We start from the raw sequence: 24,564 nt of genomic DNA on the forward strand, positions 1-24,564 counted from the left end.
GCATTGGCGTTATTAAGACCACAGTTACAGCTTGGGCTTAGCTCAATCGTTTTTTTTCGTTATAACATCATCGGCATGCCATCTGTCCACATTTCCCGCCATCAATAAAAAAGCGCCCACAGGCGCTTATCGATACAGATCCAAGGTTTATCAACACTTATCAATAGCTCAACTTATTCAACTTAATGTCAGTTTGACCATTCACAGGGATCGTAATTGGCGAGGACAGCGGCATAGCTGTGGCTCAGTCCTTGAGTCGAGTAATAGTAACCTTTGCCCTGTTTATCCACGGCATAATGGATATCTTCCGCCCCAAGCTGCTGCGGCAATTGCTCACGCACATTGGCTAATTGGGGCTCATCATAAAGATAGGGGGCAAAAGTCAGCACGCTCTCCTGATACACCTCAGTATGGCGGCAACTATTGCGGCGAATTTGAGCTATGATGGCCTCAAATGCATCACCGCGCTCCAGTGCTAACCATTGCTCGGCATAGCGCTCAACGATACTTTTGTCGGAATAGAAAAAATGCCGCTTATCCGACAAACGCATCTGCACATCCGCATAAGCCTCATCGAGGATCAACTGAATATAACCCGCAACCGTTTGCTTATTATCCCATTCCAGCCCAGCCACGGCGGCAATTTGCTCCGCCGTGACTAAACGTCCATGTTGGCTAAATACTCGGATATAACCGACGAGTTCAATCATTTGTTCACTCATAATGCCCAGTCATAGTGTTCACTCATAATGTCCAGTCATAACGCCAATCATAGCGCCCAACTAGAGTGTTCAAGCGGGTAGTAAACCTCGCGCCGCTAATTTGTCGGCGACAAAGCCCAGACTAAACTTGTCGAGTGTGGCCCGCGTTGGCGCTCCCGTTTGAATGTCCCAACCAAAGGCTTCGTAGAACATGTCCAGCGAGGTTTGCATGTCGGCGCGGTCCATCTTGATGGTGCCCTCTTCACCAAAGTTTTTGTCTGGGTCCATATCGTAAACCCAGTCACTGAGAACATCGTGCTCTTCACGCATATTGCCCTCATTCATCTGCAACATGGTTAAGGCGCGGTGCAGATGCAAGACTCTTTCCGCCTTGAAATCTAACTCAGTTTCACTGGTTTCAATCCCTGTAACTAGGCTGAACATTTGCGATTCTATGGTGCTATCGCCTTCATAATTACGGTTCTTATCGGGCGATGCTAAAAGCGGAAACATCCAATTACACAGTGTCAGCGAGTCATGCAGCACGTTTTTCACTAAAGACCACTTAGCAAAGCGAACCTTAGCGGCATTAATCGGGGTATACCACTGCACCTTATCAAAGGCGCCCTCGCCCCATTTTTTCTCGGCGATAGTGACTGTCATATCGTGGGGTAACCCACTGTTAACTATGTTGATGTGGGAATGGCACTGGGCATCGCGGTTAAAGACGACGTTGATTAAAGTGCCCACCTGACCCGCGGTTTCACTCGCATGGTGCACGGCGGCGTTGGTTTTTCGGTTGAAGACCTTGGTTTTACTCTCTTTATGTATATCCCAATACCCTAATGCGGGGTTTGTGCCATCCAATCCCCAACGCGCGATTAAGTCATATAAGCCATCCGCCATATGGGAAATTTCGCCTTCTTTGTAGGCAATGCGGCGATAGAAATCGATTAAGAAAGCAGGATCTTGATTATCCCAAAGCGCCCAAGGAATGCTGTTGTATTCCTCTTCTGGCAGTAAATCTTTGAACATATCGTGTGTTTTTAAAAACTTAAAGATATGAGAAATCAAACCATAGTTACACCAAATGCCGTAGTCATCGAGGATCTGTGCCCCCAAGGCTCCCGCCATTGCATGTGCTTCAGAGCCGTTTGTAGTGCCCATCAAATACTGAGGCACGAGGAATCCCATACAGACGTTGGCAATATGCTCGGTCTTACGACCATATTTACTCTTCAGTTCAGGGACTTTAAGCTCGCAGAAACAACGTATTGGGCATGAATGGCAACCGCCAGTGCGCTTCATCCACTTGTTGGCATATTCGACGCCTATGTAGCTTTCGGCCATCGAAGTACGAAATCCAATACGGTTACGCTCATTCCAAGGCACTTCGCCTAAATCGATTTCTTGATCAGCGGCGCCCCACTTAAGGCCAGGTCGTGATTTCCAGCGACTAATAGGGGCTGAGTACTCGGCCCAAGATTGCGGCGTCGAAGGCACCACACCATTATTATTGGCGCCGATAATCCCTAAAATATGGTCATCTAAGGCGCGCATCTTTTCATTATTGGCGGCAATTTTGACGGCGCCGGTACCGATAATGCCGATCCCTTTACAATTTTTTGAGCCCATAACTGAGCCATGACCACCCGCAGAATGCCCACCCTGAGTCATGATGACAGACAGCGGCACTTGATTTTCACCCGCTTGGCCAATGGCCGCCACTTGTGCATTAGGGCCCATCATTTGCGCTATCATGGCGTGGGTATCGAATATGCCTTTGCCCCATAGTGCATCGGCGGGTTCTAAGGTGACCTTGTCATCGACAATTTTTAGCCACACAGGGCTCGCCGCTTTGCCTTCAATTGCAATCGCATCGAAGCCGGCAAATTTCATTGCAGGTGAAAAATGGCCACCAAAGTGACCGTCGGCAATAAGGTGTTTTTCAATTACGGGACTACGGGAAGTAATCGTTGTTCGTCCAGTACAAATCACGCCTGAACCCGTTAATGGCCCCGCAGAGAAGACAATAATATTCTCAGGATCGATTGCCTTTATATTGTCCTTATGACCATCCCACAATATTTTATAGCCAATACCCATACCACCAATATAGTCATAATATTTTTCTATGGGATCATACGAAATCGTATTTGTCGTTAAATTAACTCTAAGGACTTTTCCTGCCCAACCACCAATTATATTACTCATCATATTTCACCTCGATTCAAGAAACTAAGCCGGTATATTTTTCATATTGTTCTAATGCAGCTTCGGCTTCATCCCAAGGATAAAATTTAATTGCCCCAGTAGGACAAACTTGAGCACAAGCAGGCTGGCCATTGCATAAATCGCATTTCACGGCTTTCATTTTACTGCGGACGACTTTAATCACTTGCTGCGGACATTTATCCGCACAATAACCACATCCAACACAGAGTTCTTCATCAACCACTTTGGCGCCGGTTAGCGGGTTGGTTGAAATAGCCTGTTGCGGGCACACTTGTGTACAAACTTCACATTGGCGGCAAGTGGCAGGAATTATGGTGCCATCACCGCATTCGCCATGCTGTATGTGATAGTTGAATTGCATGCCATGCGGGCCGAAGTTCATGTTATGTTCGACTTTTACGCGCGCCAGCGTTGGACTACTGTCGCCCTCGTGGTTCCAGCTGCAGGCAATCTCGCAGCGTCGACAACTCACACACACCACAGGGTTAACCACCATTAAACCACCGGCCATGACTTCTACGACTTCCTGACTGTCATTGTCGCTGCCACAACCGGTAAGAAAGCTAATCAGTGTCCCGTGATATACAGTACCGACAGCAACGCCCATACTGCTTTTAAGTATTCCTCTTCTGGTAATCATATTCGATCCTTTATTAGTCAAAGCAATATAATTAAAATATGCATACACTTTGATTCCCGACAATTTATGCTAGAGTAATATCTATTATTATTTTACGTCTGCGTCACACTTACCCAAATTGGGGCAATATTAGATCAAGTTACACGACTTGTGTCTGACTAACGCTTTTAAGAATTAACAATTAAATATATCGAAAATTAAAATAATGATTTAATTCAAACTACCTCAATATAATTAATCAAAAAGGTTTAAAAGCGGTTAATTAACTGCCACTCAACGCATAACTCAGTTAATATCTAAAACGCATACATTCCGATTAGAGTCCCGACAGAATCTAATTAAAAAGGAATGGAAAATGATGAACACGAATAACCGTTCTCAATGGAAAATCTTTACGCCAATTGCTGTTGCAGTCTGTCTGATGACCGCCTGTTCCGATGGTGAAGAGGGTAAAGAAGGCCCACCTGGAATTGTGAGTATCAGCATAGAACAGGCCGATACTCTTAAAGCGACAATCGAAAAAGTCGCTATCGATGCGCAAACTCAAGTGCAGGTCGATTTCTTTCTCAGTAACGCCAATGGCATTGCCGTCACTGGACTAGAAAATCTTAAGGAGCTCGACACCTTAGGCTTTGGTATCGCCAAGCTTGCACCGCCGCAGGCGCACTATCACATCCCTCAAGCCACAGCTAACGCTGCGGCGCAGAATAGCGCTGTCACAACGAGTGAGACCGCCAGTACGACAGATGCCGCATTGCAATGGACCAGCTACATCAACAACCAAGTGGAACCTGCGACCAATGCTCAGCCCAATGCCGTAACACAATTCCAAGCGGGCATTGAAAGCAGCTGTAAAGCGGCGTGTTTAACCTCGTTAGGCGCGGGTATTTACCGTTATACCTTTAGCAAACCTCTGACGGCTTATCCGCAATTTGCGGGGCTCGATACCCAATACACGCCAGAACTGACCCACAGGATTTACCTAGAACTCAAACCGTTAGCCAATAGCCCAATCGACACTCAGTTGATCAACAGCGTATACGACTTTGTTCCCGCCACGGGACAAACTGTCGCAGCGGACATGGGCCGCAAAGTTATCGCACCTGAGCAAGCCTGTTTTCGTTGCCATAATGCCGATTTAGCCAATGCCGATACCCGCCTTTTGATGCACGGCAGTAAACGTTTTGCCTTTGAGGGCTGCGTGGTGTGTCACACGACTTATTCTGGCGATCCTGAAACCGGTAACAGCTTAGATATGGCGACATTGACGCACCAGATCCACCAAGCTAAATATCAAATCGTCGGCCACAAGGGACAGTTATATGACTTCTCCAATGTGACCTTTCCCGGCGACATGAACCAGTGCCAGCAATGTCATATCGCTGACGCAGCGGCGCAAAGCAGCAATTACAATATCCCCAGTAAAACCGCCTGCCTTGACTGCCATAAAGCGCAAATTCCCGCCGACTGGAATGGCACTGTCGCGGGGTTATTCCATAATAGGGAGATTTTTGCCAAGCCATGGGCACTCAGCTGTAGCGGCTGTCACCCCGATAGCAATAATCCCCAAGGTGTCGGGCTATTTCACAATGCCGCAGTGAACACGGCCGCTAAACTGGCGAGCGATTACCAAGTTAAGTTACTGAGCTCGCAGCTCAGTGTTGAGGCGCAAACTCTAGTCGTCACACTGCAAGTGCAGCAACTTGACCAACTTCCCGCCACTCAAGCCATGATTAAATCTTTCTGGTTAATTGCCGCGGGTGAAACCAATCACGCCAACATGCCAGTCAATAATGGCCAGCGTAAAGTGTGGGATTTATTGGCAAACACGAGCGATGTTGCCTTAAACATCACGGCGCCGAATCAGTTAACGGTCACTATATCTAACTTATCGACTGCTGACTTTGGCGATCTGAGCCAATCTAAGCTCTACAGTAAATTGGTGCTCTGCGCCGATAAAAATACTGGCTTTGCCGTTGACTGTAATATCGCCAATCACAATGTGAACCTCAGCGCGTTGAATACGCTCACCCTGCAAGGTCAAACGGTTACGGCAAAGGCTAAGGTCGATGAAAAGGCTTGTCGCCAATGTCATGATCAAGGATTAGAGGACAGAGTCCTGTCGGCGCATCAAATGAGGGGGATTTTTGAGCCTACTAGCAGCTGCGGTACCTGCCACGCACCGCAAACCGCAACCGCGCTAACAGATGGACAATGTCAAAGCTGCCATAGCAATGATGCGATCATGTACCTCAATGCAGGCATAATGCATACTCCAGGTGCCGACCAAATCAAGCCCTATCGCACCATCAACAATACCTTGAGCTACAGGGAGTTAGTGCATTCACTGCACGCGGGAACCCGTACTGTCGTTGGTTTTGGCAACCCACGCCCAGAACTCACCTACCCGAATGCTAAAAACAATTGCAGTGTTTGCCATAGCGCTGGGCAACTGGATCTCGCGGGACTGAGTGCTGAGCAATCCCTGTTAGTTGCCGCACCCGATGCGGTCAACAATGGTCAAATTGCCGAGTATTCGCCAACCTTGGCAACCTGCGCCGCCTGTCATACACAAACAGATAGCTTAGTGGTTCATGCACGTGGCTTTGGTGGGGTTTATCAAAGCGATGCCAGCGGAGGGCGAATTTATCAAGCGGGGCAAGAGTCCTGCGCCATCTGTCACGCCGAAGGTCGCTCATCGGGTGTCGATAAGGTGCACTAAATAGTGCCGCTAAATTTTATCTCGCCCCAAAACAAAACCGCTCGCAATAATGCGAGCGGTTTTATTTAATCAAGCTGATTTATCAAGCCTTGAATCAGTGCTGACTTCACTCAGCGCAAAAGCTTACATGGCGGATTTAATCTCATAGAGCTAACCTCATGAAGTTAACCTCATAGAGTTCGCTAAGTCGACTTTACAGCTTAGGCACGCTTTGACTCTCGACCACATGCGTTTGGCTGTAATCTTTAAGCTCAGCATGAGACGACTTCACACCACTTAACGCCTCGGCGGTTAACGTATTATTGCCGTTCAATAAATCATTCAAGGTGCCAGTATCACCGTTCACTAAGCCCAATTCTCTAAGCATGGCATCAACCACCGGCGCATTAGCGCGATAGTTTAATGCGGCACTGGTGACTTGCTCGGCAATGCCACCTTGATGGTGAGCGCCTTCGCCACCCGCGGCAAATTGATTGCCAGCGCCATAGCCTTGAAGAATTTTAATGCCTTCGATGTTTTCCAACGGTTTAACGGCTTGTGCCACAATTTCAGGCAACGCTTTTAAAATCGCGAGGGATTTTTGCAGGGCAATTTGCTCATCACTCAAGACGTTTTCAGCTTCGTAAAGTGCTTGCTTACCCGCAGCTTCAACGGCATAGACTTTCTCATCTGCTTCGGCCTGCAGTTTTTTCGCATCGGCGCTAGCGCGCGCTTCAATCAAAATCGCACTCGATCTGTCTTCAGCGGCACGTTTCTCGGCTTCGGCTTGTACAGTTACACCTACCGCATCACGCTCAGCTTCTTTACGGGCGTCAATCACTTCAATCTCTTTGCGACGATTCGCTTCGGCCACTTGGCGCGCTGTGATTACCGCTTCTTCTTTCTCCACTTTCAGTTTTTCGGCTTCAGCAGCACGGGCACGGGCAGCAGATTCTTCTTCAGATTTCGCCGCAACCGCAATGCGTTTTTCCTGCTCAGAAACTTCGATATCCCTTTGCTGTTGAATGCGCGATTGCTCAATCGACTTATACTTTTCAATTTCGCGGGTTTCGATATCTTTCGTCTTTTCGATTTGAGCCGTTTCGATAGCGCGTTCTTTAGCAATTTCGGCTTCACGTTCTTCACGGGCCTTATTTTCTTTCTGCTTAATGATTTCCGCTTTTTGATCGGCGCGTTTAAATTCCAAAGACTGTTGCTGGATCAGGCGTGCTTCTTCTTCCGACTTTTCAATCTCTAGGGATTCTTTTTCGGCTTCGAGGTTACGTTGCTCGATCTTAATCCGGTTATCCTGTTGGATATCGTTGGTTTCTTTACGTTTCTCTTCAATGATTTTCGCCAGACGTGCACGACCTTCGGCGTCGAATGCGTTGTTTTCATTGAAGAACTGTAGATCAGTTTGATCGAAACCCGTTAACGAAACCGACTCGAGTTCGAGACCATTTTTCTCCAGATCGTTAGCCACGTTATTTTGCACACGTTGCACAAAATCGGCACGCTGCTCATGCATTTCTGTCATGGTCATTTCAGCGGCAACGGCGCGGAGTACGTCAACAAACTTAGACTCCATCAGCTTTTTAAGCTCTTCAACGCGGTTTGTGCGCGTACCTAAGGTTTGCGCCGCCATCGAAATACCATCGGAATTTGGGGCAACACGTAAGTAGAAGTCGGCCTTCACATCGACACGCATTCTGTCTTTAGTGATCAACGCATCTTTCTGAGTTTTTTCCACTTCGATACGCAGGGTATTCATGTTGACCGAAATGGTTTCATGCAGCACTGGCAGTACGATAGCGCCACCATCTTTAATGATTTTCTCACCGCCAAAGCCGGTACGCACAAAGGCCATTTCTTTGGTTGCACGTTTATATAACTTGGCAAAAATTAACCCGATCACGATAAAGCCAAGTAACACCATACCGGCAACGAGCAAAATAAAACTACCGGATGAACCGATATCAGTTAACACATCCATTTGATTTCCTTTCAATTGATTTATGGCTGGGGACGATTAATTATCAAAACGCGTAGCAGACCAGACACGGCCTTCACGCTTAAGTAGCACCACTTGAGTGCCAGAGGCAAACTCGATGCCCGAGGTTTCAGGCTCGACTAAGACGTAATGTTTTTGTTGGTGTTTATCACGCACAACGGCTTCAGAGGGCATGCCTTTGATGGCGCAGCCTAAGGTAATAGTCGCGACATAGCCGCTCAAATCATCAAGCGAAATCGCGCTCGATTCATTTTTCGGCAGATGTTCGGCCAGCACTCGACCGAAATAACGGCAAGAAAAGGCACTCGCAACTATGGCTATCGGTAAAGTGAACAATTGCGGCAGTAAAAGGCCAGCGACATTGAAACTGATAAAATTGACGATATAGCCCGCTATCGCAAAACTGGTCAGCGCGAGCACAAACCAAATCAATAACGGCAGTCGATTGAGGCACAGCCAACCGGCAATGCCAGTAAGTCCGCCAGGGCTGACATCTGCGTCATAATCCGCATCGATAGGCACCCATTGGTCTAGCGCACTCATCATGCTTAAGCCAATGACTAACGCGAAGGCTTCAAACACACCGAGGGCCAGAACACAGGCAAAAGCTATGGTGTAAGGTAAATTAGGCTGCTCAACTAAAAACGCCCACATAGTCATCTCCTTGAACAATACAGCATTCCATTTATTTCACTGTAATTATCGACTTATGCGCCACAGAATAGCAAGCCAAGCCATATTTCCAAACTAAAAATTTACCCTAAAATGGATTTTCACTGTAACCCTGCTGCGCCAAAATAGCGTGGGCTGTCATCGCCGATAATGCCATATCAACACCAGGTAATAATGAGGCATTGGTTAAATCAAAATAAGCGGCGCTCTGTCCGCAGATATAAAACTTCACGCCGTGATCAACCAGAGCCTTAACCAAAGTGCGATTGGCGTTTACGGCACCTGAATGCTGCTTGGCATAAAAAACATCATCCGCTAAATCGCTAATACCGCCACCGTGCACCACCATAGCCAGCTCGATATCGGTTTCTTTAACGCCTGCCGCCACATGCATGTTGATAAAACGCGCTAAACTTTCGAGCTGACGATTCGTCTTACCCACATCGGCCGCCTTACTCATATCAAAAGCCACTTTAAACTTCATGCCCTTAGGAATGGGCATCATGCTGTCGACTTTGGCAATCTGACCAAACTCAGGAATAGCAGGCCCTGCCACAAATTTATCGGCCCCCGCCTGCGCCGTCGAAGCGATAGCGGCAAGGGTCAGGCACAGCGCGGCCTTTAGCGTTTTAGTGCTATATGATTTTGACTTCATTGTATTATCATCCTGTTATTGTTATTTATTCGCGCAGGTTTTATGCGCCAGAAGGGAAATCCCATGGGCACACCTAAGACTAAAGTACCAACGCCAAGTTACGACAAACTGACGGCACATTTCCAGAAAATTTCTCACTTTGAACATTTCAGCGCTTTGGGTGACTGGGACCAAGCGGCCATGATGCCCATGGGCGGCGGTCAAGATCGCGGCGATGCTATGGCAGAACTGGCGCTGCATATCCACGGTCTCAAAACCTCAGCCGCCTTAGCCGAGCACTTACACGGCGCGGCGGATGAATCACTCTCAACAGAGCAAGAAGCCAATCTGCGGGAAATACTGTACCAGTATCAACAGGCCAACTTAGTGCCCGGCGACCTAGTACAAGCCAAAACCAAGATGGCCTATCAATGTGAGAATGCGTGGCGCGAGCAACGTAAAAATAATGATTGGCTGGGCTTTAAGCCCAATCTAAAAGCGGTCATCGACCTTGCCAAGGAAGAAGCGCAGATCCGCGGCGAAGCGCAAAATATCACGCCCTATGACGCCCTGCTCAATAAATTTGAACCGGGAATGACCACGGCAAAGCTGGAACAAACCTTTGGCGGCCTGAAAGATTGGCTACCGACACTCATCCAAGAAGTGCTGTCTAAGCAGGCAAACGAGCCTAAGCTTGTGCTCAATGGCCCCTTCGATATCAGCGCGCAGCAAGCCCTTGGCCGTGACGTCATGGCGTTTTTGGGGTTTGACTTTAATCACGGCAGGCTGGACATGAGTAGCCATCCATTTTGTGGCGGCGTGCCAAGCGATGTGCGGATAACGACCCGCTACAATGAGACCGATTTCAGTAGCGCAATCATGGGCATAGTTCATGAAACAGGCCACGCCAGATACGAGCAAGGTTTACCTCAAGCGTGGCGCGGTCAACCCGCTGGGCTTGCACGTTCTATGGGCGTCCACGAAAGCCAAAGTCTATTTTGCGAAATGCAGCTTGGGGCAAATCCGGCATTTCTACGTCAGTTGCAGCCTAAAATCGCGCAGCATCTTAACTGTCATTTCAGCGCCCAAGAATTAGCCCAGCATTACACCCGCGTAAATCCCGGACTTATTCGCGTCGACGCCGATGAAGTCACTTATCCCTGCCACATTTTACTGCGGTTTGAGGCGGAAAAAGCCTTTGTCGACGGCAGCTTAACCGTCGATGATTTACCTGATTTTTGGTCGACGCAGATGCAACAATTACTGGGGATCAATACTGATGGCAATTACCGCGACGGTTGCATGCAGGACATCCATTGGGCTGTCGGTGAGCTAGGGTATTTCCCTAGTTACACCTTAGGCGCCATGTATGCCGCTCAATGTCGTTTTACGATGGAAAAAGCCTTAGGGCCGATTGAAGCCCTAATCGATGCAGGCAAGTTGGACTCGGTATTCCAGTGGCTGCGCGAGCACATTTGGTCAAAGGGATCCTTGCTCACGACCGATGAACTGATCCGCCAAGCAACGGGCGAAACCTTAAATGGTCAATATCTTGAGCGTCACCTGCGCCAACGATATCTGGGCATTTAACCGCTGCGGACACTTAAAAGTGCTGAAAGCTCAGTTTATACGGGTTTTAAAGCGCTTTATATTGCCGTTGGAGCCTGCATTTTGAAGCTGCTTGAGGTTATAATGCCGAGCTTATTTGAATCAGGACTCTTGAAACAGGATAATTGTCGGCCATGTTACTGCGAGCAATCACCCCACAGGATTGGGATGCCATTTTAGCAATCCAAGATGAGTGTTACTCACAACTGGATCCTGAGCCATTGCACGTGCTGCAAAGTAAATGGCAGGTATCGCCACAGTCCTGTTTTGTGTTCGAAGTAAATGGCTCAGTTGTCGGTTATTGCTTGGCTCACCCTTGGACCACCAATATGCCGCCTGCGCTCTATCAGCCCATCACCCATTTACCTAAGGCTGATACTTTATACCTGCACGATATTGCGCTTTCAGCCAAAGCCCAAGGTTTAGGCGCAGGTGCTAAGGCGCTAACCCGCTTAACACTGCTGGCAGATCGATATAATCTCAATTCCTTGTCCCTCGTTGCCGTTCAAGGCGCCGACAGTTATTGGCTAAAAATGGGCTTTAAGCCTCAGGCCATAGACAAGTGCCTTGGCAGTTATACCGACGATGCCATGTATATGATTTATAAATTTAATCATAGAGATGAAAGATGAATCCAACCCTAACGACTATTGGTTTACTCTGCTTGAGCAATATCTTTATGACCTTTGCTTGGTATGGGCATTTGAAAACCTTAGGCTCAAAACCTTGGATTATCGCCGCCTTAGTGAGTTGGGGCATCGCCCTATTTGAATACTTGCTGCAAGTGCCCGCTAACCGTATCGGTTACACGGTTATGAATGTCGGCCAGTTAAAAATTTTACAAGAAGTCATCACCTTAAGTCTGTTCGTCCCCTTTGCCTATTTCTATATGAAAGAGCCATTGAAGCTCGATTATCTGTGGGCAGGATTGTGCATATTAGGTGCTGTGTATTTTATTTTTAGAAGTGAATTTAATTAATTTCAGACTTATTTCAGGAGAGCTCACCCATGGCCCGTCAAGTCACTTATACCTTCAAAGGTAAGACTAAAACTATCGCCTTTAGCTACGACAAACACCATGATTTATATGAAGCCGTGGCCGAAGCCGAAGGTATCGATCTGACCAAATTTTTAGCCATGGAGCAACAAGTCGCCATGACGTCGCGCAAGGGTGCTAAGGCTGAAAAAGAATTCAGAAAAGTAGAATTTGCCCGCTTTGGCTTTAGCAATATCCACTTTGTTAGAGACGAAGAACCAGAAGCCTAGGCAGGTTATTCATTTTTGTATTCGCTTTAAGCACTTTAAAAACAGGACACTGTGATGCTCAATACCGAACATGCTAACTTTCCCCGTGCGGGATTCTTTCGCCGCTTAGGTGCTGCCGTTTACGATTCGCTGTTAGCCGTGGCCGTTTATATGGTTTCTGGCGCTGTAGGCTTTGGCATTTTCTACGGCCTTACCGCTTCAGGATTGGCTGGCATGAATGGCTTTGAGCATGTCTCTGACGCGCTCAATGGCACGCCGATTTACCATGGTATTTATCAACTCTGGCTCGTCTTGTGTGTCGGCACTTTCTACGCATTATTCTGGAGTAAGGGCGGTCAAACTTTAGGGATGCGTGCTTGGCGGCTTAAGATCCAACACCCAAACGGCCAAAACTTAAGCATGATCACGGCCTACGCTCGCATCGTTTGGTCACTGCTCGGCATTGGTAATCTGTGGATCCTCATCAATGGCAACAAGCTTGCCCTACAAGATAGTATGACCCGCTCTGAAGTGGTTGTATTGTCTAAAGAAGCCAATCAAATGCGTAACTGGCACGGCGCCTAAGTTTAGTTTCTAGTAAATTGTTAGCATAAAAAAACGACGCAAAAGCGTCGTTTTTTATGGGCTATTTTTTAGGGACTGTTCTTATAAACTATTCTTATAAACTAAATGGGGAGTAATAAGATGAGTATCATCGCCGGATAAAGTAGAAGGCAACGCCGGTAAACAGCAAGCTTGGTGCCACAGCCCCCACATAGGCAGGTAACTCATACACTATGCTCATAGGACCGAAAATCTCATTACTGATATAAAAACTAAAACCCGCAACAACCCCGAGCAATACTCGCGCGCCCATAGTCACAGTTCGCAGCGGCCCAAATACAAACGACAGTGCCACTAACATCATCACAGCAACAGTCACCGGCTGCATCACCTTGCGCCACAGCGCCAATTCATAGCGGCTAGGATCTTGGCTGTTGGTCTTAAGGTAATCGAGATAACCGACTAGACCGCGGATAGATAACGCCTCAGGTTTAATCGAAACCACACTGAGTTTATCCGGCGTTAAACTCGACTGCCATTGATCTTCTTCCAGATATTCAAGCACGACTTTCTCATAGCTTAAATCAGTACGTTTGACGTCGAATAAACGCCAACGGTCTTGGGAAAACACCGCGCGGTCCGCATGAACAACGTTGGTGAGCTTGAGTTCGCTATTGAACTTATAAAGCGTAATGTTGTTGAGTTTATTGATGTTTTCAACTTCACCAATGTTCACGAACAAATCACCGTCCTTTGCCCAAATACCGCGATGGGACTTAATTAAACTCCCGCCTGAGAGTTTAATGGCTTGCAACTCATTAGCCTTTTGCTCAGCAATCGGTGCGCCCCACTCCCCTAACACCATCACCAGCAACATCAAGGGAACAGCGGTTTTCATCGCCGACATAGTGATCTGCAAACGTGACATGCCAGAAGCTTGCATCACTACAAGTTCAGAGTTCGATGCCAGCATTCCCATGCCAATCAACGCGCCCAGCAGCACGGCCATAGGGAAAAACATTTCGATATCCCGTGGCACTAAAAACAACACATAGATGCCCGCATCCATCATGCTGTATGTGCCACGACCGACTAAGCGCAGCTGGTCAACCCATTTGATGATGCCCGACAAGCCTGTCAACACCAGCAAACACAGCGCTGAAGTGCTTAACAATACTCTGGCGATATAAAGGTCTAATATCTTCATGCCGCCACCTTCTTATGGGCAAACAGGGTCGAGATACGACTAAATATAGGCCTATCTTTGCCGAGCAAGAACAGCCCCATCAAGAGCGCCGAAATATGGATCCACCACATACCTAAATACAATGGAATAATCCCATCTTGCAATGCCTTACGTCCGGCGACCATGAGGCCAAAATAGCCAAGGTACAAGAGTACTGCAGGGAACATTTTAGCGAACTTACCTTGACGCACATTCACCCGCGCCAGTGGCACCGCAATCAAAGTCATGATCGGAATCGCCAGCGGAATGGCAAGACGCCAATGGAATTCGGCAACGGCTTCCGCCCCTTCGACTTTTACGAGCTCATCGACGGGCAGCGCAGATAACTTACGCCGACGCTCGTCGACTTGCTGCTCTTTAATTTGCATTTTATAACCACCAAATTCGATCATTTGGTAGTCCTTCGCCTTCGGGCTGCCTTGATAACGCACACCATAATTCAGGTTCAATTGCTGCGCACCAGAGCTATCTTCCTGCACTCGCCCACCTTTGGCCACCACCACATTGGTGACGCCGGTTTCGTCATCAGGGTCTGGCAACTGGGCCACAAACACTTTATCTAACTCGTTATCTTTACCTATACGTTCTACAAATAATACCGCGCGACCATTCGGGCTCGCCTGAAAACGCCCTTGTACTAAGGCCGCAAGCCCGGCTTCGGACTGGGCTTTTTCGAGCACTTGGTTTTGCTGCTCTTCTGCCCAAGGGGCGACATAAAGGGATAAATAGCCGGTAAACAACATATTGATCACGGCAAGAATCAGCGTCACGCGGGTGACATACCACTCACTGACCCCAACACCGTGGAGAATGACCATTTCATTTTCGGAATACATACGGCCGTGGGCCAGTAAAATCCCCAAGAACAAACTTAACGGTAGGACTAAGATCACCAGATAAGGCAAGTTAAGCCCTATCAGGGTCATGATTAAAGAGGCGGGAAAATCGCCGTCGGAGGCATCGGCCAGTATACGCACGAAATGCTGGCTAATAAAAATAGTTAACAGCACTAAAAGTACCGCAATTTGTGCCTTTAAAACTTCTCGAATAAGGTATTTAAATACAATCACAGGCAGGATCCGGTCTCTAAACTTATCTTTTTGCTGGTAACAGACTAACTTTCATGTAAACTGTTTACTTTTGATAGTTTTCTGACCAGCTTCAGGGGTTCTAGGTAAACTTAACGTCACGAAATGCGTGACTCAAGCGCCGAGAATAAATCACCTTTGGAGTAATAACTTAGGCCCTTTTCGGGACAAGCAGACATTATCCAATAAATATAAAAATTTGTCTTTAAGAATCTAGGAGTGCTCATGGAGTTTAGCGTAAAGAGCGGTAGCCCCGAAAAACAACGCTCAGCCTGTATCGTGGTCGGTGTTTATGAACCCCGTCGTCTGTCGGGTATCGCGGAGCAATTAGATAAAATTAGCGAAGGTTATATCAGTAACCTACTGCGTCGCGGCGATCTGGAAGGTAAACCTGGCCAGATGTTGTTGCTGCACCATGTTCCTAACGTATTGAGTGAACGTGTATTATTAGTGGGTTGTGGCAAAGAACGAGAACTAGACGAACGCCAATACAAACAAATCATCACTAAGACAATCAACACCCTTAACGAAACGGGTTCAATGGAAGCGGTTTGCTTCTTAACTGAACTGCACGTGAAAGGACGCGATACGTATTGGAAAGTGCGCCAAGCGGTTGAAACCACCAATAGCAGTCTTTATAGCTTTGATGCCCTAAAGACCCGCAAAGGTGAAACCCGCCGTCCACTGCGTAAATTAGTGTTCAATGTACCCACTCGCCGTGAATTAACCTTAGGTGAGCGCGCTATCGAGCATGGTATGGCAGTGTCTGCCGGCATGCACTTATGTCGCGATGTGGCCAACATGCCACCTAATATCTGTAATCCAGCCTATTTGGCCTCGCAAGCGCGCCAAATGGCTGAAATGCACGACACCCTGCATGTCACCACTATCGGTGAAGAGCAAATGGCCAAACTGGGCATGAACTCATACCTTGCAGTCGGTCGCGCCAGTGCTAACGAATCCATCATGACAGTGATGGAATACAAGGGTGCTGTCGATAGCACAGAAAAACCCATCGTATTAGTCGGTAAAGGGTTAACCTTCGACTCGGGCGGTATTTCATTAAAACCTGGCGAAGCCATGGACGAAATGAAATATGATATGGGCGGCGCAGCAGGTGTTATCGGCACCATGAAAGCCATCTGTGACATGAAGTTACCTATCAATGTTGTAGGTATTCTGGCTGGCTGTGAAAACATGCCATCGGGTAATGCTTACCGTCCAGGTGACATTCTGACCACTATGTCAGGTCAAACCGTTGAAGTGTTAAATACCGATGCAGAAGGCCGTTTAGTTCTGTGTGACGTATTAACCTATGTTGAGCGTTTCGATCCTGAACTGGTTATCGATACTGCAACCCTGACTGGCGCATGCGTAATTGCCCTTGGTAAACACGCATCGGGTCTATTCTCATCGCATAACCCACTGGCACACGAGCTATTAAGTGCCGGTGAGCAAAGTGGTGACCGCGCATGGCGCATGCCATTGTGGGATGAGTATCAAGATATGCTCGACAGTCCATTTGCTGACATGACCAACTTAGGTGGTCGTCCAGCAGGTGCTATCACAGCAGCATGTTTCCTCTCGCGCTTTGCTAAAAAGTACAACTGGGCTCACTTAGACGTTGCGGGTACAGCTTGGAATAGCGGTGCTAACAAAGGTTCTACGGGTCGTCCAGTGCCACTATTGACTCAGTTCCTGATCAATCGTGCAGGCGTTGAACTAGGCGAATAGCCGACTATCTGGTCTTAGTGTTTTAAAGACCAGAGAAATCAAAGGCGAAGATGAAAATCTTCGCCTTTTTTATTCACTATTTTATTCTGAACATCAATTTCCTGAATAAGGGCTTGAGTTAGAAAATCTAGAAAACAGATGCTATTAAAATAATATTTTCAACAGATAACAATAAAACCTAAGTCATCAAAAGCGACTTGAAAGCATCCCATTAAGCCCCGCAAGACAGTGATAGATAAAAGCTCAGCGTAAGGTTTGCCCCAAGCATTAACCCATACTGACTTTTAGTGTAAACTGCTGCTTTCGTTCGCCACTAAAACAAGTGAAGCAAGGCATTGAAATCATGACTCAAGTGCTGTTTTATCTCATGCCGCCAGTGGCATTAACTGCCAAGGCCAAGGCTGATTCACCTGTTGCAACCGTGAATTCGAACCCTGCACTTTGCGAGATGCATCTTTTGGCATGCCAACTGGCGCAGCAGGCTTTTGTGAAACAACAATGGGTCTATATCCATTGCCAAGATAAGCAGCAAGCCCATGCGATTGATGAACTTTTATGGCAGTTTGAGCCAAGTGCCTTTGTACCTCATAACCTTAAAGGTGAAGGCCCGATGACGGGATCGCCGGTAGAAATTGGTTTTGATCGCCTCGGCGCCAACAAAAGTCGCCAAGTTCTGATTAATCTTGCAGACCAAGCGCCCCCATTTGCGGTAAACTTTGGCCACATTATCGATTTTGTTGCCAATGACGATCAGCATAAAGCGGTCGCTCGCGAACGTTATCGACAGTATCGCGGCTTAGGGGTCAATTTACAGACCCAAGACTTAGCAACACATCCACTTAATTAGTTTGAGACAGACACGTTCCCATGGAAAAAACATACGATCCGCAGTCCATCGAGCAAACGCTTTACCAAAACTGGGAAGAGCAAGGTTACTTCAAGCCACACGGTGATGAATCCCAAGGCAATTATTGCATCATGATCCCGCCACCAAACGTGACGGGCAGCTTGCACATGGGCCACGCCTTCCAAGACACCATTATGGATACCTTAACCCGTTACCAACGGATGAAAGGCAAAAATACCCTATGGCAAGTCGGTACTGACCATGCGGGTATCGCCACCCAAATGTTGGTTGAGCGTAAGCTTGAAGCCGAAGAAGGCAAAAATCGCCATGACCTAGGTCGCGATGCCTTTATGGATAAAGTGTGGGAATGGAAAGCGCAATCGGGCGGCACTATCACTAAGCAGCTACGTCGTATGGGCGCTTCTGTTGATTGGGACCGCGAGCGTTTCACTATGGACGAAGGCTTATCTAAGGCAGTGCAAGAAGTGTTTGTACGTCTGTACGAAGACGAGTTGATTTATCGCGGTAAACGTTTGGTCAACTGGGATCCAAAGCTGCACACGGCTATCTCTGATTTAGAAGTTGAAAGCAAAGAAAAACAGGGCCACATGTGGCACCTGCGTTATCCACTGGCCGACGGTGAACTGACTGCCGATGGTAAAGACTATTTAGAAGTCGCTACCACGCGTCCAGAAACCATGCTCGGCGACAGTGCGGTTGCAGTGCATCCCGATGATGAACGCTATCAAGCGCTAGTCGGTAAGTTTATTCTGTTGCCGATTGTTAACCGCCGCATTCCTATCGTGGCCGACGATTACGTCGACATGGCCTTTGGTACAGGGTGTGTGAAGATCACCCCTGCCCATGACTTTAACGACTATGAAGTCGGTAAACGTCACAACCTGCCAATGTTCAACGTACTGACCTTAGATGCCGCCATTCGTGCAAGTGCCGAAGTGGTGAATTCTGACGGTACCTTTAACAAAACGCTCGATGGCAGCCTGCCTGAACGTTTTGCCGGACTTGACCGTTTTAAAGCGCGCGATGCTATCGTCGCCGAATTTGACACCTTAGGTCTGCTCGAAAAAATCGCACCTCATGCCTTGAAAGTGCCTTACGGCGATCGCTCAGGTGTGGTTATCGAGCCAATGCTGACCGACCAATGGTATGTCGCTGTTGCGCCAATGGCGAAAACCGCTATCGAAGCCGTTGAAAATGGCAGCATTAAATTTGTGCCGCAGCAATACGAGAACATGTACTTCTCGTGGATGCGTGACATTCAAGACTGGTGTATTTCGCGTCAATTGTGGTGGGGTCACCGCATCCCTGCATGGTACGACGAAAACGGTAAAGTTTATGTCGGCCGCAACGAAGCTGAAGTGCGTGCTAAGCACAATATCGCTGACTCAATAACACTGCGCCAAGACGAAGACGTACTGGACACTTGGTTCAGCTCAGCCCTGTGGACGTTCTCAACCTTAGGTTGGCCTGACAATTTAGAAGATTTAAAAACCTTCCACCCAACCGACGTGTTGGTGACAGGCTTTGACATCATCTTCTTCTGGGTTGCCCGTATGATCATGATGACCATGCACTTCATCAAAGATGAAGACGGCAAGCCACAAGTCCCGTTCAAAACTGTCTACGTGACTGGCCTTATCCGCGATGAAGCGGGTAACAAGATGTCAAAATCTAAGGGTAACGTACTCGATCCATTAGACATGATCGACGGTATCGGACTTGAAGATTTAGTTGAAAAACGTACCGGCAACATGATGCAGCCACAACTGGCCGCCAAGATTGAAAAGAGCACTCGCAAAGAATTTGCCGACGGTATCGAAGCCCACGGCACAGATGCACTGCGCTTTACGCTTGCGGCAATGGCATCAACGGGTCGTGACATCAACTGGGACATGAAGCGCTTAGACGGTTACCGTAGCTTCTGTAACAAGTTATGGAACGCCTCACGCTACGTGCTGATGAACACAGAAGATCAAGATTGCGGCCCAGGCTCACCAGAGCACAAAGGCGGCCAATCTAGTAATAAAGCGCTGGAACTGTCGTTGGCCGATCGCTGGATTATTGGCTTGTTCAATCAAACCGTTAAGACCTTTGACGATCACATGACAGCCTACCGTTTCGACTTAGCAGCCAATACCCTGTATGAGTTCACTTGGAACCAGTTCTGTGACTGGTACTTAGAATTAACTAAACCGGTATTGCAAAATGGCAGCGAAGCGCAAATGCGCGGCACCCGTCACACCTTAGTGACAGTGCTCGAAGCGATGCAACGCCTGATGCACCCTATGATGCCGTATATCACTGAAACCATCTGGCAGCGCGTTAAACCGTTAGCTGGTGTCGCTGGTGATACCATCATGCTGGCACCGTTCCCAACATTTGATGCAGCAAAAGTCGATAGCGCAGCAATGGCCGATTTAGAATGGGTTAAGCAAGTAATTGTCGCGGTGCGTAACATCCGCGCCGAACTGAACATTGCCCCATCTAAGCCGCTAAATGCCCTACTTCGTGGTGTTAGCGCGCAGGATAAAGCCCGTGTTGAAGCCAACCAAACCTTCTTCACCACACTTGCCCGCTTAGAAAGCATGACCATTTTAGCCGATGGCGAAACTGCGCCTATGTCGACCACAGGTTTGATTGGCGAGATGGAGCTGTTGATCCCAATGGCAGGCTTAATCGATGTCGCCGCCGAAATGGCCCGTATCGACAAGCAGCTTGAAAAACTCGGCCAAGAGATCGCTCGCATCGAAGGCAAATTGTCGAACCAAGGTTTTGTGGCAAAAGCTCCAGCCGAGGTTATCGACAAAGAGCGCGCTAAGATGACCGATCTCAAGCGTGACATGGACAAGCTCAACGAACAAAAATCAGAGTTCGCTAAGTTAGAAGCTTAAGCTTCTCATTTACTCTGATTCACTTGTTATAATTGGTTCTAACTGAATGAAGGGCAACCACTAGGCTGCCCTTCTTGTATCTATGACTCATTACAAAATTAGAAGGGTTTAAACTACAACTGACTTACATAATAAAAAAAAACCGTTCCAGAACAGTCGTTGCTCATTAAACCAACATCAGCCCACATACAAATAACTTGTTACGTTTAGTCATCTTATCCAAACAAAAACTGACAAAAATGCTTCTAGTACATCAAGTTAATTTGTGTACAATAGAAGCGCAATGTCACACTTCGACGCTAATTTGTGAGAATACGATGAAAAAATTACTACTTACTCTCGTTGCCAGTACTCTATTGGCTTCAGCTGCACAGGCACACAATTTCGAAGATTCTAAAGATGCGATTGAATACCGCCAATCTGCATTTGGTCTTATTGCTTATAACTTCGGCGATATGGCTGCCATGATGAAAGGCAAAAAACCTTTCGAAGCGGAAACCTTCGCAATGCGCGCAACGAATGTTGCTGCATTATCAAAAATTCCTTTCGAAGGTTTTATTGATGGCTCAGACAAAGGCGACACTGAAGCCTTAGCCAAAGTTTGGCAGGACAGAGCTGATTTCGATGCAAAAATGAAAACTTTCCAAGAGAATGCCGCCATTCTTGCTACTGTTGCTCAAAAAGGTGATCAAGCTGAAATCAAGCAAGCCTTTATGAATACAGGAAAAAGCTGTAAAGGTTGTCACGACGTTTATAAGAAAGACTAGTTCTATTTAGTTTTTCGTCCATCAAAAAGCCTGCTAATTAGCAGGCTTTTTGTTACTCAAACACTCAGCGTAAAACTATAGCACTTGCACTATCGGCCACATTAAATACACAAAGACCACAGCCGCTAATACAGCCAGCAGCACTAAGGCAAGCCACTCTGACTTGAATGTAAGATCACGATTCACGCTTGATGACAGTGCCACCTTAGAGACCTTCTTGTAGCCACTCAGCATAGCACCAACTAACTTATCGCCCTTGATGGCATGGATAACCACTGCCAGTACATGAATGGCACTCAGCGCTAGGATAAGGTTAAAGTTCATCTTATGTAGCCAAGTCAAAAATTCACTGGTATCTGAACTGACATAGCTATAGAGCGGACCTTCGGTAAAAATATCATCGGTCGCAAAAAGGCCTGTGACTAATTGCAGGCTAATGATCCCAATCAGTGCGACAACCATGTAGCCACCAATAGGATTGTGCCCCAGCACAACGGACATTCCCTTGGTTTTGATTGCTTTCAAGTAGTCGAGCACAACCTTAGGGTGATGAACAAAGTGGCTAAACCTTGCCGTATCGCTACCAATGATCCCCCAAAGGATCCTAAATCCAATGAGGATCAGCAAACTATAAGCAAAAATTTGATGCCACTGCATTTCGCCAGCGTCAGCACTCCACCATAAAAGTGCCAACAGACACACCATGCCCCAATGGAAAATTCGCGTGGGTAAATCCCAGACCTTAATCTTAACGTGTTCAATATTCATAAAATGGGCAAACTCAAAGTGAACGAATGAAATAAGTTGAGGTATTTTATCGGGATTTGGGATGAAACTTAAAGTAAATATAAGTAAATAAGGGCAAAGACTGCGGAGTTATCCCATCGAATATGACTCGATTTAGCAGGCAATACAAGGCTTTTTGGCCAGGAATTATTGATATTTGTCTAAGTGATCAAATATCCAACGAACAGTAACTAACTGGCACAAAAAATGTGATCTAGATCTCGTTTTATAGTGCAGACCTTGGTAATCTGAAATCCAAGGAAACAACAGAAGGTTCGAAATATGCTAAAGATTACTAGCAAGCAACTTGAAGTCACATCTCCTATTCGCGAACGTATTGAAAGCCGTTTCGAAAAACTTTCAAGGCATGATGTGCAAATGATAAATCCCCATGTAATCATTACGGAGGAGAAACCTGGTTTCAAAATTGAAGCATCGGTTGGCATCCCAAATGGAGAACTCTTCGCTCAAGCAAAACATGAAAATTTATATACTGCGATTAACGCTATGGGCCAAAAATTAGAGAAGCAGCTCAATCGCATAACACACAAACCGGAAGCACAACGTTCCACATCATTAACACCGACTAATAATATTGTTGAAGTTGACGACGAGTACGAGGAGGAAGATGCGGCATAATTTAAGTTTAGTGAGTGCGAGAAACGCATCACTTTGAGAGCAATAAAGTAGAAATATTTAATCAGATCACAGTTTTTACAAAAGCTTAGTGCAATCATTTTAATGATGAAAAAAACAGTTCGTTTGACTAAATACCTACTACACTTTACAAAGTGACAGCAAGAATCGAAGTGGTGCGAATTTAAATCGTTTCAAATGTTGATTTACTTTAAATTTTGATTTACATATATTGGTTAACAGATATTAAGTTATAAATAACGTTACTGGATATAACTAAGGAGAACGACCAATCTAAGCTATATCGTTTTAAGTACTAAGGGTTTTAAGTTCTAAGATTTACTGTTAATGATTAATTTTACTTATAATTTCCACGTTCAAAAGCTCAACGTTATACTTTCAACTAGGTTCCACTTTCAATAGTGAGTTAGGAAAGGAGGCAACGCAAAGCGAACAATTTGATAATATTGATATTGTTGATATTAGTTACAATCAAGTATGTTGGCATTCACTAAAAGTAGTGCTCAATTTTGACCGAATAACAGGATGACCACCAGAAACAGGCGGCATTGCTGAACACCAGAGTTAACATAAGGAGCCGAGTACAGCGCAACGAGTACAAACGAGTACATTAGCGAAACCTTTAACTATCCAATTTTTTATATCCACAATGGAGGCCCAGGTAAAAATAAACAAAAGTCATATTAACATAAGCTACATTACCAAAAGTGCTTATTGTAAAACGGGTCGGCACCAATTCGTGCTAAACACTGAGATAAATGAGGTAACAACTGTCACATTTAGTTAGATGTAGATTAGTGATTTGAAGTGAGTCATATTTACACTGATATGACTGATATGTAAGTTAGCGTTTTTAGCGTGAGATTTAATGTAAGTGTTTAATGCAAGTGCAATACGTTGGTTTTATTAAAAGTTATTAGCTTACTTAGTGTTATTTGTATAGTAAAGACTGTAAATCGTATAAATATTTATTCATGTAATGTGTTAACTTTTACCGTTAGTTGAGTTTTGATATTTTATAGACACCTTAAATAATGTTTAATTATCAACTAAAAAGGAGGGCATCTAGACTTGACGAAAAATGTAATAACAGTAAATGAGAGTTTGTTATACGCTCCATGTATTAACACGTTAGGTTTTAAAGTAAAAAGTAATAACGTAAGTAGCAAGACCTAAACGCATGACAAGGCTAAGCTGTTTTTACAGCAATATGTACCTAGTACAACTAATGAGCCGTAAATCGTTTATTTTAAATGTTCGTTTTGTTAGTTTTAGTTTTTAATGTTATAGATCCATGTAAGTGTTAATTGTTAAAATATAAGTGCAAGACATGTCAACGTAAGTTCGCTGGTACTCAAACAGCATAGTTTCAATGTTATACGCTATGCCGCATAAAGTACTTGTTAATGTTCATTGTAAATGCAAGTCGTTATCTAGTTAGTTGTTAACGTTTTACTGTTACACGTAAATGTAAGATAAACGAGTGTTTTACCTTGTCCCACACTGACCATAAGGA

At 46.2% G+C, this 24,564-nt stretch carries 20 protein-coding genes; 11 read left to right on the forward strand and 9 right to left on the reverse strand.

What is annotated here, in order from left to right:
• Nucleotides 1–188 precede the first annotated feature (188 nt).
• The 3 genes from OX890_RS16770 to OX890_RS16780 all read right to left on the reverse strand — a co-directional run bounded on the left by OX890_RS16770 (nucleotide 189) and on the right by OX890_RS16780 (nucleotide 3,576).
• Complete coding sequence (locus tag OX890_RS16770) at nucleotides 189–710, reverse strand: hypothetical protein (RefSeq protein WP_310454482.1); 522 nt, start codon at nucleotides 708–710, stop codon at nucleotides 189–191.
• Between the two features lie 81 nt (nucleotides 711–791).
• Nucleotides 792–2,915 carry an aldehyde ferredoxin oxidoreductase gene (locus OX890_RS16775; protein WP_310473067.1) on the reverse strand — a complete coding sequence of 708 codons (2,124 nt, stop codon included), beginning with the start codon at nucleotides 2,913–2,915 and terminating at the stop codon, nucleotides 792–794.
• 16 nt (nucleotides 2,916–2,931) lie between these two features.
• Complete coding sequence (locus OX890_RS16780; protein WP_006085762.1) at nucleotides 2,932–3,576, reverse strand: 4Fe-4S dicluster domain-containing protein; 645 nt, start codon at nucleotides 3,574–3,576, stop codon at nucleotides 2,932–2,934.
• A gap of 355 nt (nucleotides 3,577–3,931) precedes the next feature.
• Here OX890_RS16780 and OX890_RS16785 point away from each other — a divergent pair, with 355 nt between their 5' ends.
• Nucleotides 3,932–6,298, forward strand: a complete 2,367-nt coding sequence (locus tag OX890_RS16785; protein WP_268649605.1) for an OmcA/MtrC family decaheme c-type cytochrome — start codon at nucleotides 3,932–3,934, stop codon at nucleotides 6,296–6,298.
• 193 nt (nucleotides 6,299–6,491) lie between these two features.
• Here OX890_RS16785 and OX890_RS16790 read toward each other — a convergent pair whose 3' ends face one another.
• The 3 genes from OX890_RS16790 to OX890_RS16800 all read right to left on the reverse strand — a co-directional run bounded on the left by OX890_RS16790 (nucleotide 6,492) and on the right by OX890_RS16800 (nucleotide 9,615).
• Nucleotides 6,492–8,270: a flotillin family protein gene (locus OX890_RS16790; RefSeq protein WP_006082587.1), complete on the reverse strand. Its 1,779-nt coding sequence runs from the start codon at nucleotides 8,268–8,270 to the stop codon at nucleotides 6,492–6,494.
• A gap of 36 nt (nucleotides 8,271–8,306) precedes the next feature.
• The gene (locus tag OX890_RS16795; protein ID WP_006085764.1) at nucleotides 8,307–8,942 is read right to left on the reverse strand and encodes a YqiJ family protein; all 636 of its coding nucleotides are present in this window, start codon (nucleotides 8,940–8,942) and stop codon (nucleotides 8,307–8,309) included.
• 106 nt (nucleotides 8,943–9,048) lie between these two features.
• Nucleotides 9,049–9,615, reverse strand: coding sequence for a DsrE family protein (locus tag OX890_RS16800; protein WP_259569559.1), 567 nt, complete (start codon nucleotides 9,613–9,615; stop codon nucleotides 9,049–9,051).
• Nucleotides 9,616–9,678: 63 nt separating this feature from the next.
• On the opposite strand from OX890_RS16800, the gene OX890_RS16805 reads away from it, so the two are divergent.
• The 5 genes from OX890_RS16805 to OX890_RS16825 all read left to right on the forward strand — a co-directional run bounded on the left by OX890_RS16805 (nucleotide 9,679) and on the right by OX890_RS16825 (nucleotide 13,032).
• Nucleotides 9,679–11,184, forward strand: a complete 1,506-nt coding sequence (locus OX890_RS16805; RefSeq protein WP_268649606.1) for a carboxypeptidase M32 — start codon at nucleotides 9,679–9,681, stop codon at nucleotides 11,182–11,184.
• A gap of 152 nt (nucleotides 11,185–11,336) precedes the next feature.
• Nucleotides 11,337–11,834 (forward strand): GNAT family N-acetyltransferase, encoded by a 498-nt coding sequence (locus tag OX890_RS16810; RefSeq protein WP_006082591.1) that lies wholly within the window; start codon nucleotides 11,337–11,339, stop codon nucleotides 11,832–11,834.
• The gene (locus tag OX890_RS16815; protein WP_006082592.1) at nucleotides 11,831–12,181 is read left to right on the forward strand and encodes a DMT family protein; all 351 of its coding nucleotides are present in this window, start codon (nucleotides 11,831–11,833) and stop codon (nucleotides 12,179–12,181) included. The genes OX890_RS16810 and OX890_RS16815 overlap by 4 nt, the downstream gene beginning before the upstream one ends.
• Nucleotides 12,182–12,210: 29 nt before the next feature.
• The gene (locus OX890_RS16820; protein WP_006082593.1) at nucleotides 12,211–12,468 is read left to right on the forward strand and encodes a DUF2960 domain-containing protein; all 258 of its coding nucleotides are present in this window, start codon (nucleotides 12,211–12,213) and stop codon (nucleotides 12,466–12,468) included.
• A gap of 54 nt (nucleotides 12,469–12,522) precedes the next feature.
• On the forward strand, nucleotides 12,523–13,032 hold the full coding sequence (locus OX890_RS16825) for an RDD family protein (protein WP_006082594.1): 510 nt from the start codon (nucleotides 12,523–12,525) through the stop codon (nucleotides 13,030–13,032).
• 127 nt (nucleotides 13,033–13,159) lie between these two features.
• Here the strand turns inward: OX890_RS16825 and lptG are convergent, their stop codons facing one another.
• Both lptG and lptF read right to left on the reverse strand, forming a co-directional pair.
• Complete coding sequence (gene lptG, locus OX890_RS16830; protein WP_006085768.1) at nucleotides 13,160–14,218, reverse strand: LPS export ABC transporter permease LptG; 1,059 nt, start codon at nucleotides 14,216–14,218, stop codon at nucleotides 13,160–13,162.
• Complete coding sequence (lptF, locus tag OX890_RS16835; RefSeq protein ID WP_268649607.1) at nucleotides 14,215–15,327, reverse strand: LPS export ABC transporter permease LptF; 1,113 nt, start codon at nucleotides 15,325–15,327, stop codon at nucleotides 14,215–14,217. The genes lptG and lptF overlap by 4 nt, the downstream gene beginning before the upstream one ends.
• Before the next feature lie 243 nt (nucleotides 15,328–15,570).
• Here lptF and pepA point away from each other — a divergent pair, with 243 nt between their 5' ends.
• The 4 genes from pepA (at nucleotide 15,571) to OX890_RS16855 (ending at nucleotide 21,605) form a co-directional block, all read left to right on the forward strand.
• Complete coding sequence (gene pepA / locus OX890_RS16840) at nucleotides 15,571–17,079, forward strand: leucyl aminopeptidase (protein ID WP_106649869.1); 1,509 nt, start codon at nucleotides 15,571–15,573, stop codon at nucleotides 17,077–17,079.
• Nucleotides 17,080–17,422: 343 nt separating this feature from the next.
• Nucleotides 17,423–17,926 carry a DNA polymerase III subunit chi gene (locus OX890_RS16845; RefSeq protein WP_126492482.1) on the forward strand — a complete coding sequence of 168 codons (504 nt, stop codon included), beginning with the start codon at nucleotides 17,423–17,425 and terminating at the stop codon, nucleotides 17,924–17,926.
• A gap of 20 nt (nucleotides 17,927–17,946) precedes the next feature.
• Nucleotides 17,947–20,838, forward strand: a complete 2,892-nt coding sequence (locus OX890_RS16850; protein ID WP_126492483.1) for a valine--tRNA ligase — start codon at nucleotides 17,947–17,949, stop codon at nucleotides 20,836–20,838.
• 317 nt (nucleotides 20,839–21,155) lie between these two features.
• Nucleotides 21,156–21,605 carry a c-type cytochrome gene (locus tag OX890_RS16855; RefSeq protein ID WP_006080801.1) on the forward strand — a complete coding sequence of 150 codons (450 nt, stop codon included), beginning with the start codon at nucleotides 21,156–21,158 and terminating at the stop codon, nucleotides 21,603–21,605.
• 75 nt (nucleotides 21,606–21,680) lie between these two features.
• On the opposite strand, the gene OX890_RS16860 is transcribed toward OX890_RS16855, so the two are convergent.
• Nucleotides 21,681–22,373, reverse strand: coding sequence for a cytochrome b/b6 domain-containing protein (locus tag OX890_RS16860; protein WP_006085081.1), 693 nt, complete (start codon nucleotides 22,371–22,373; stop codon nucleotides 21,681–21,683).
• Nucleotides 22,374–22,673: 300 nt separating this feature from the next.
• Between OX890_RS16860 and hpf the strand changes: the two genes are divergently transcribed.
• Nucleotides 22,674–23,030 carry a ribosome hibernation-promoting factor, HPF/YfiA family gene (gene hpf, locus OX890_RS16865; protein ID WP_006080799.1) on the forward strand — a complete coding sequence of 119 codons (357 nt, stop codon included), beginning with the start codon at nucleotides 22,674–22,676 and terminating at the stop codon, nucleotides 23,028–23,030.
• The last annotated feature ends 1,534 nt before the right edge of the window (nucleotides 23,031–24,564 follow it).

Origin of the sequence: Shewanella sp. DAU305 (genome assembly GCF_026802235.1) — a bacterium.
GTDB classification, from domain to species: Bacteria; Pseudomonadota; Gammaproteobacteria; order Enterobacterales; family Shewanellaceae; genus Shewanella; species Shewanella baltica.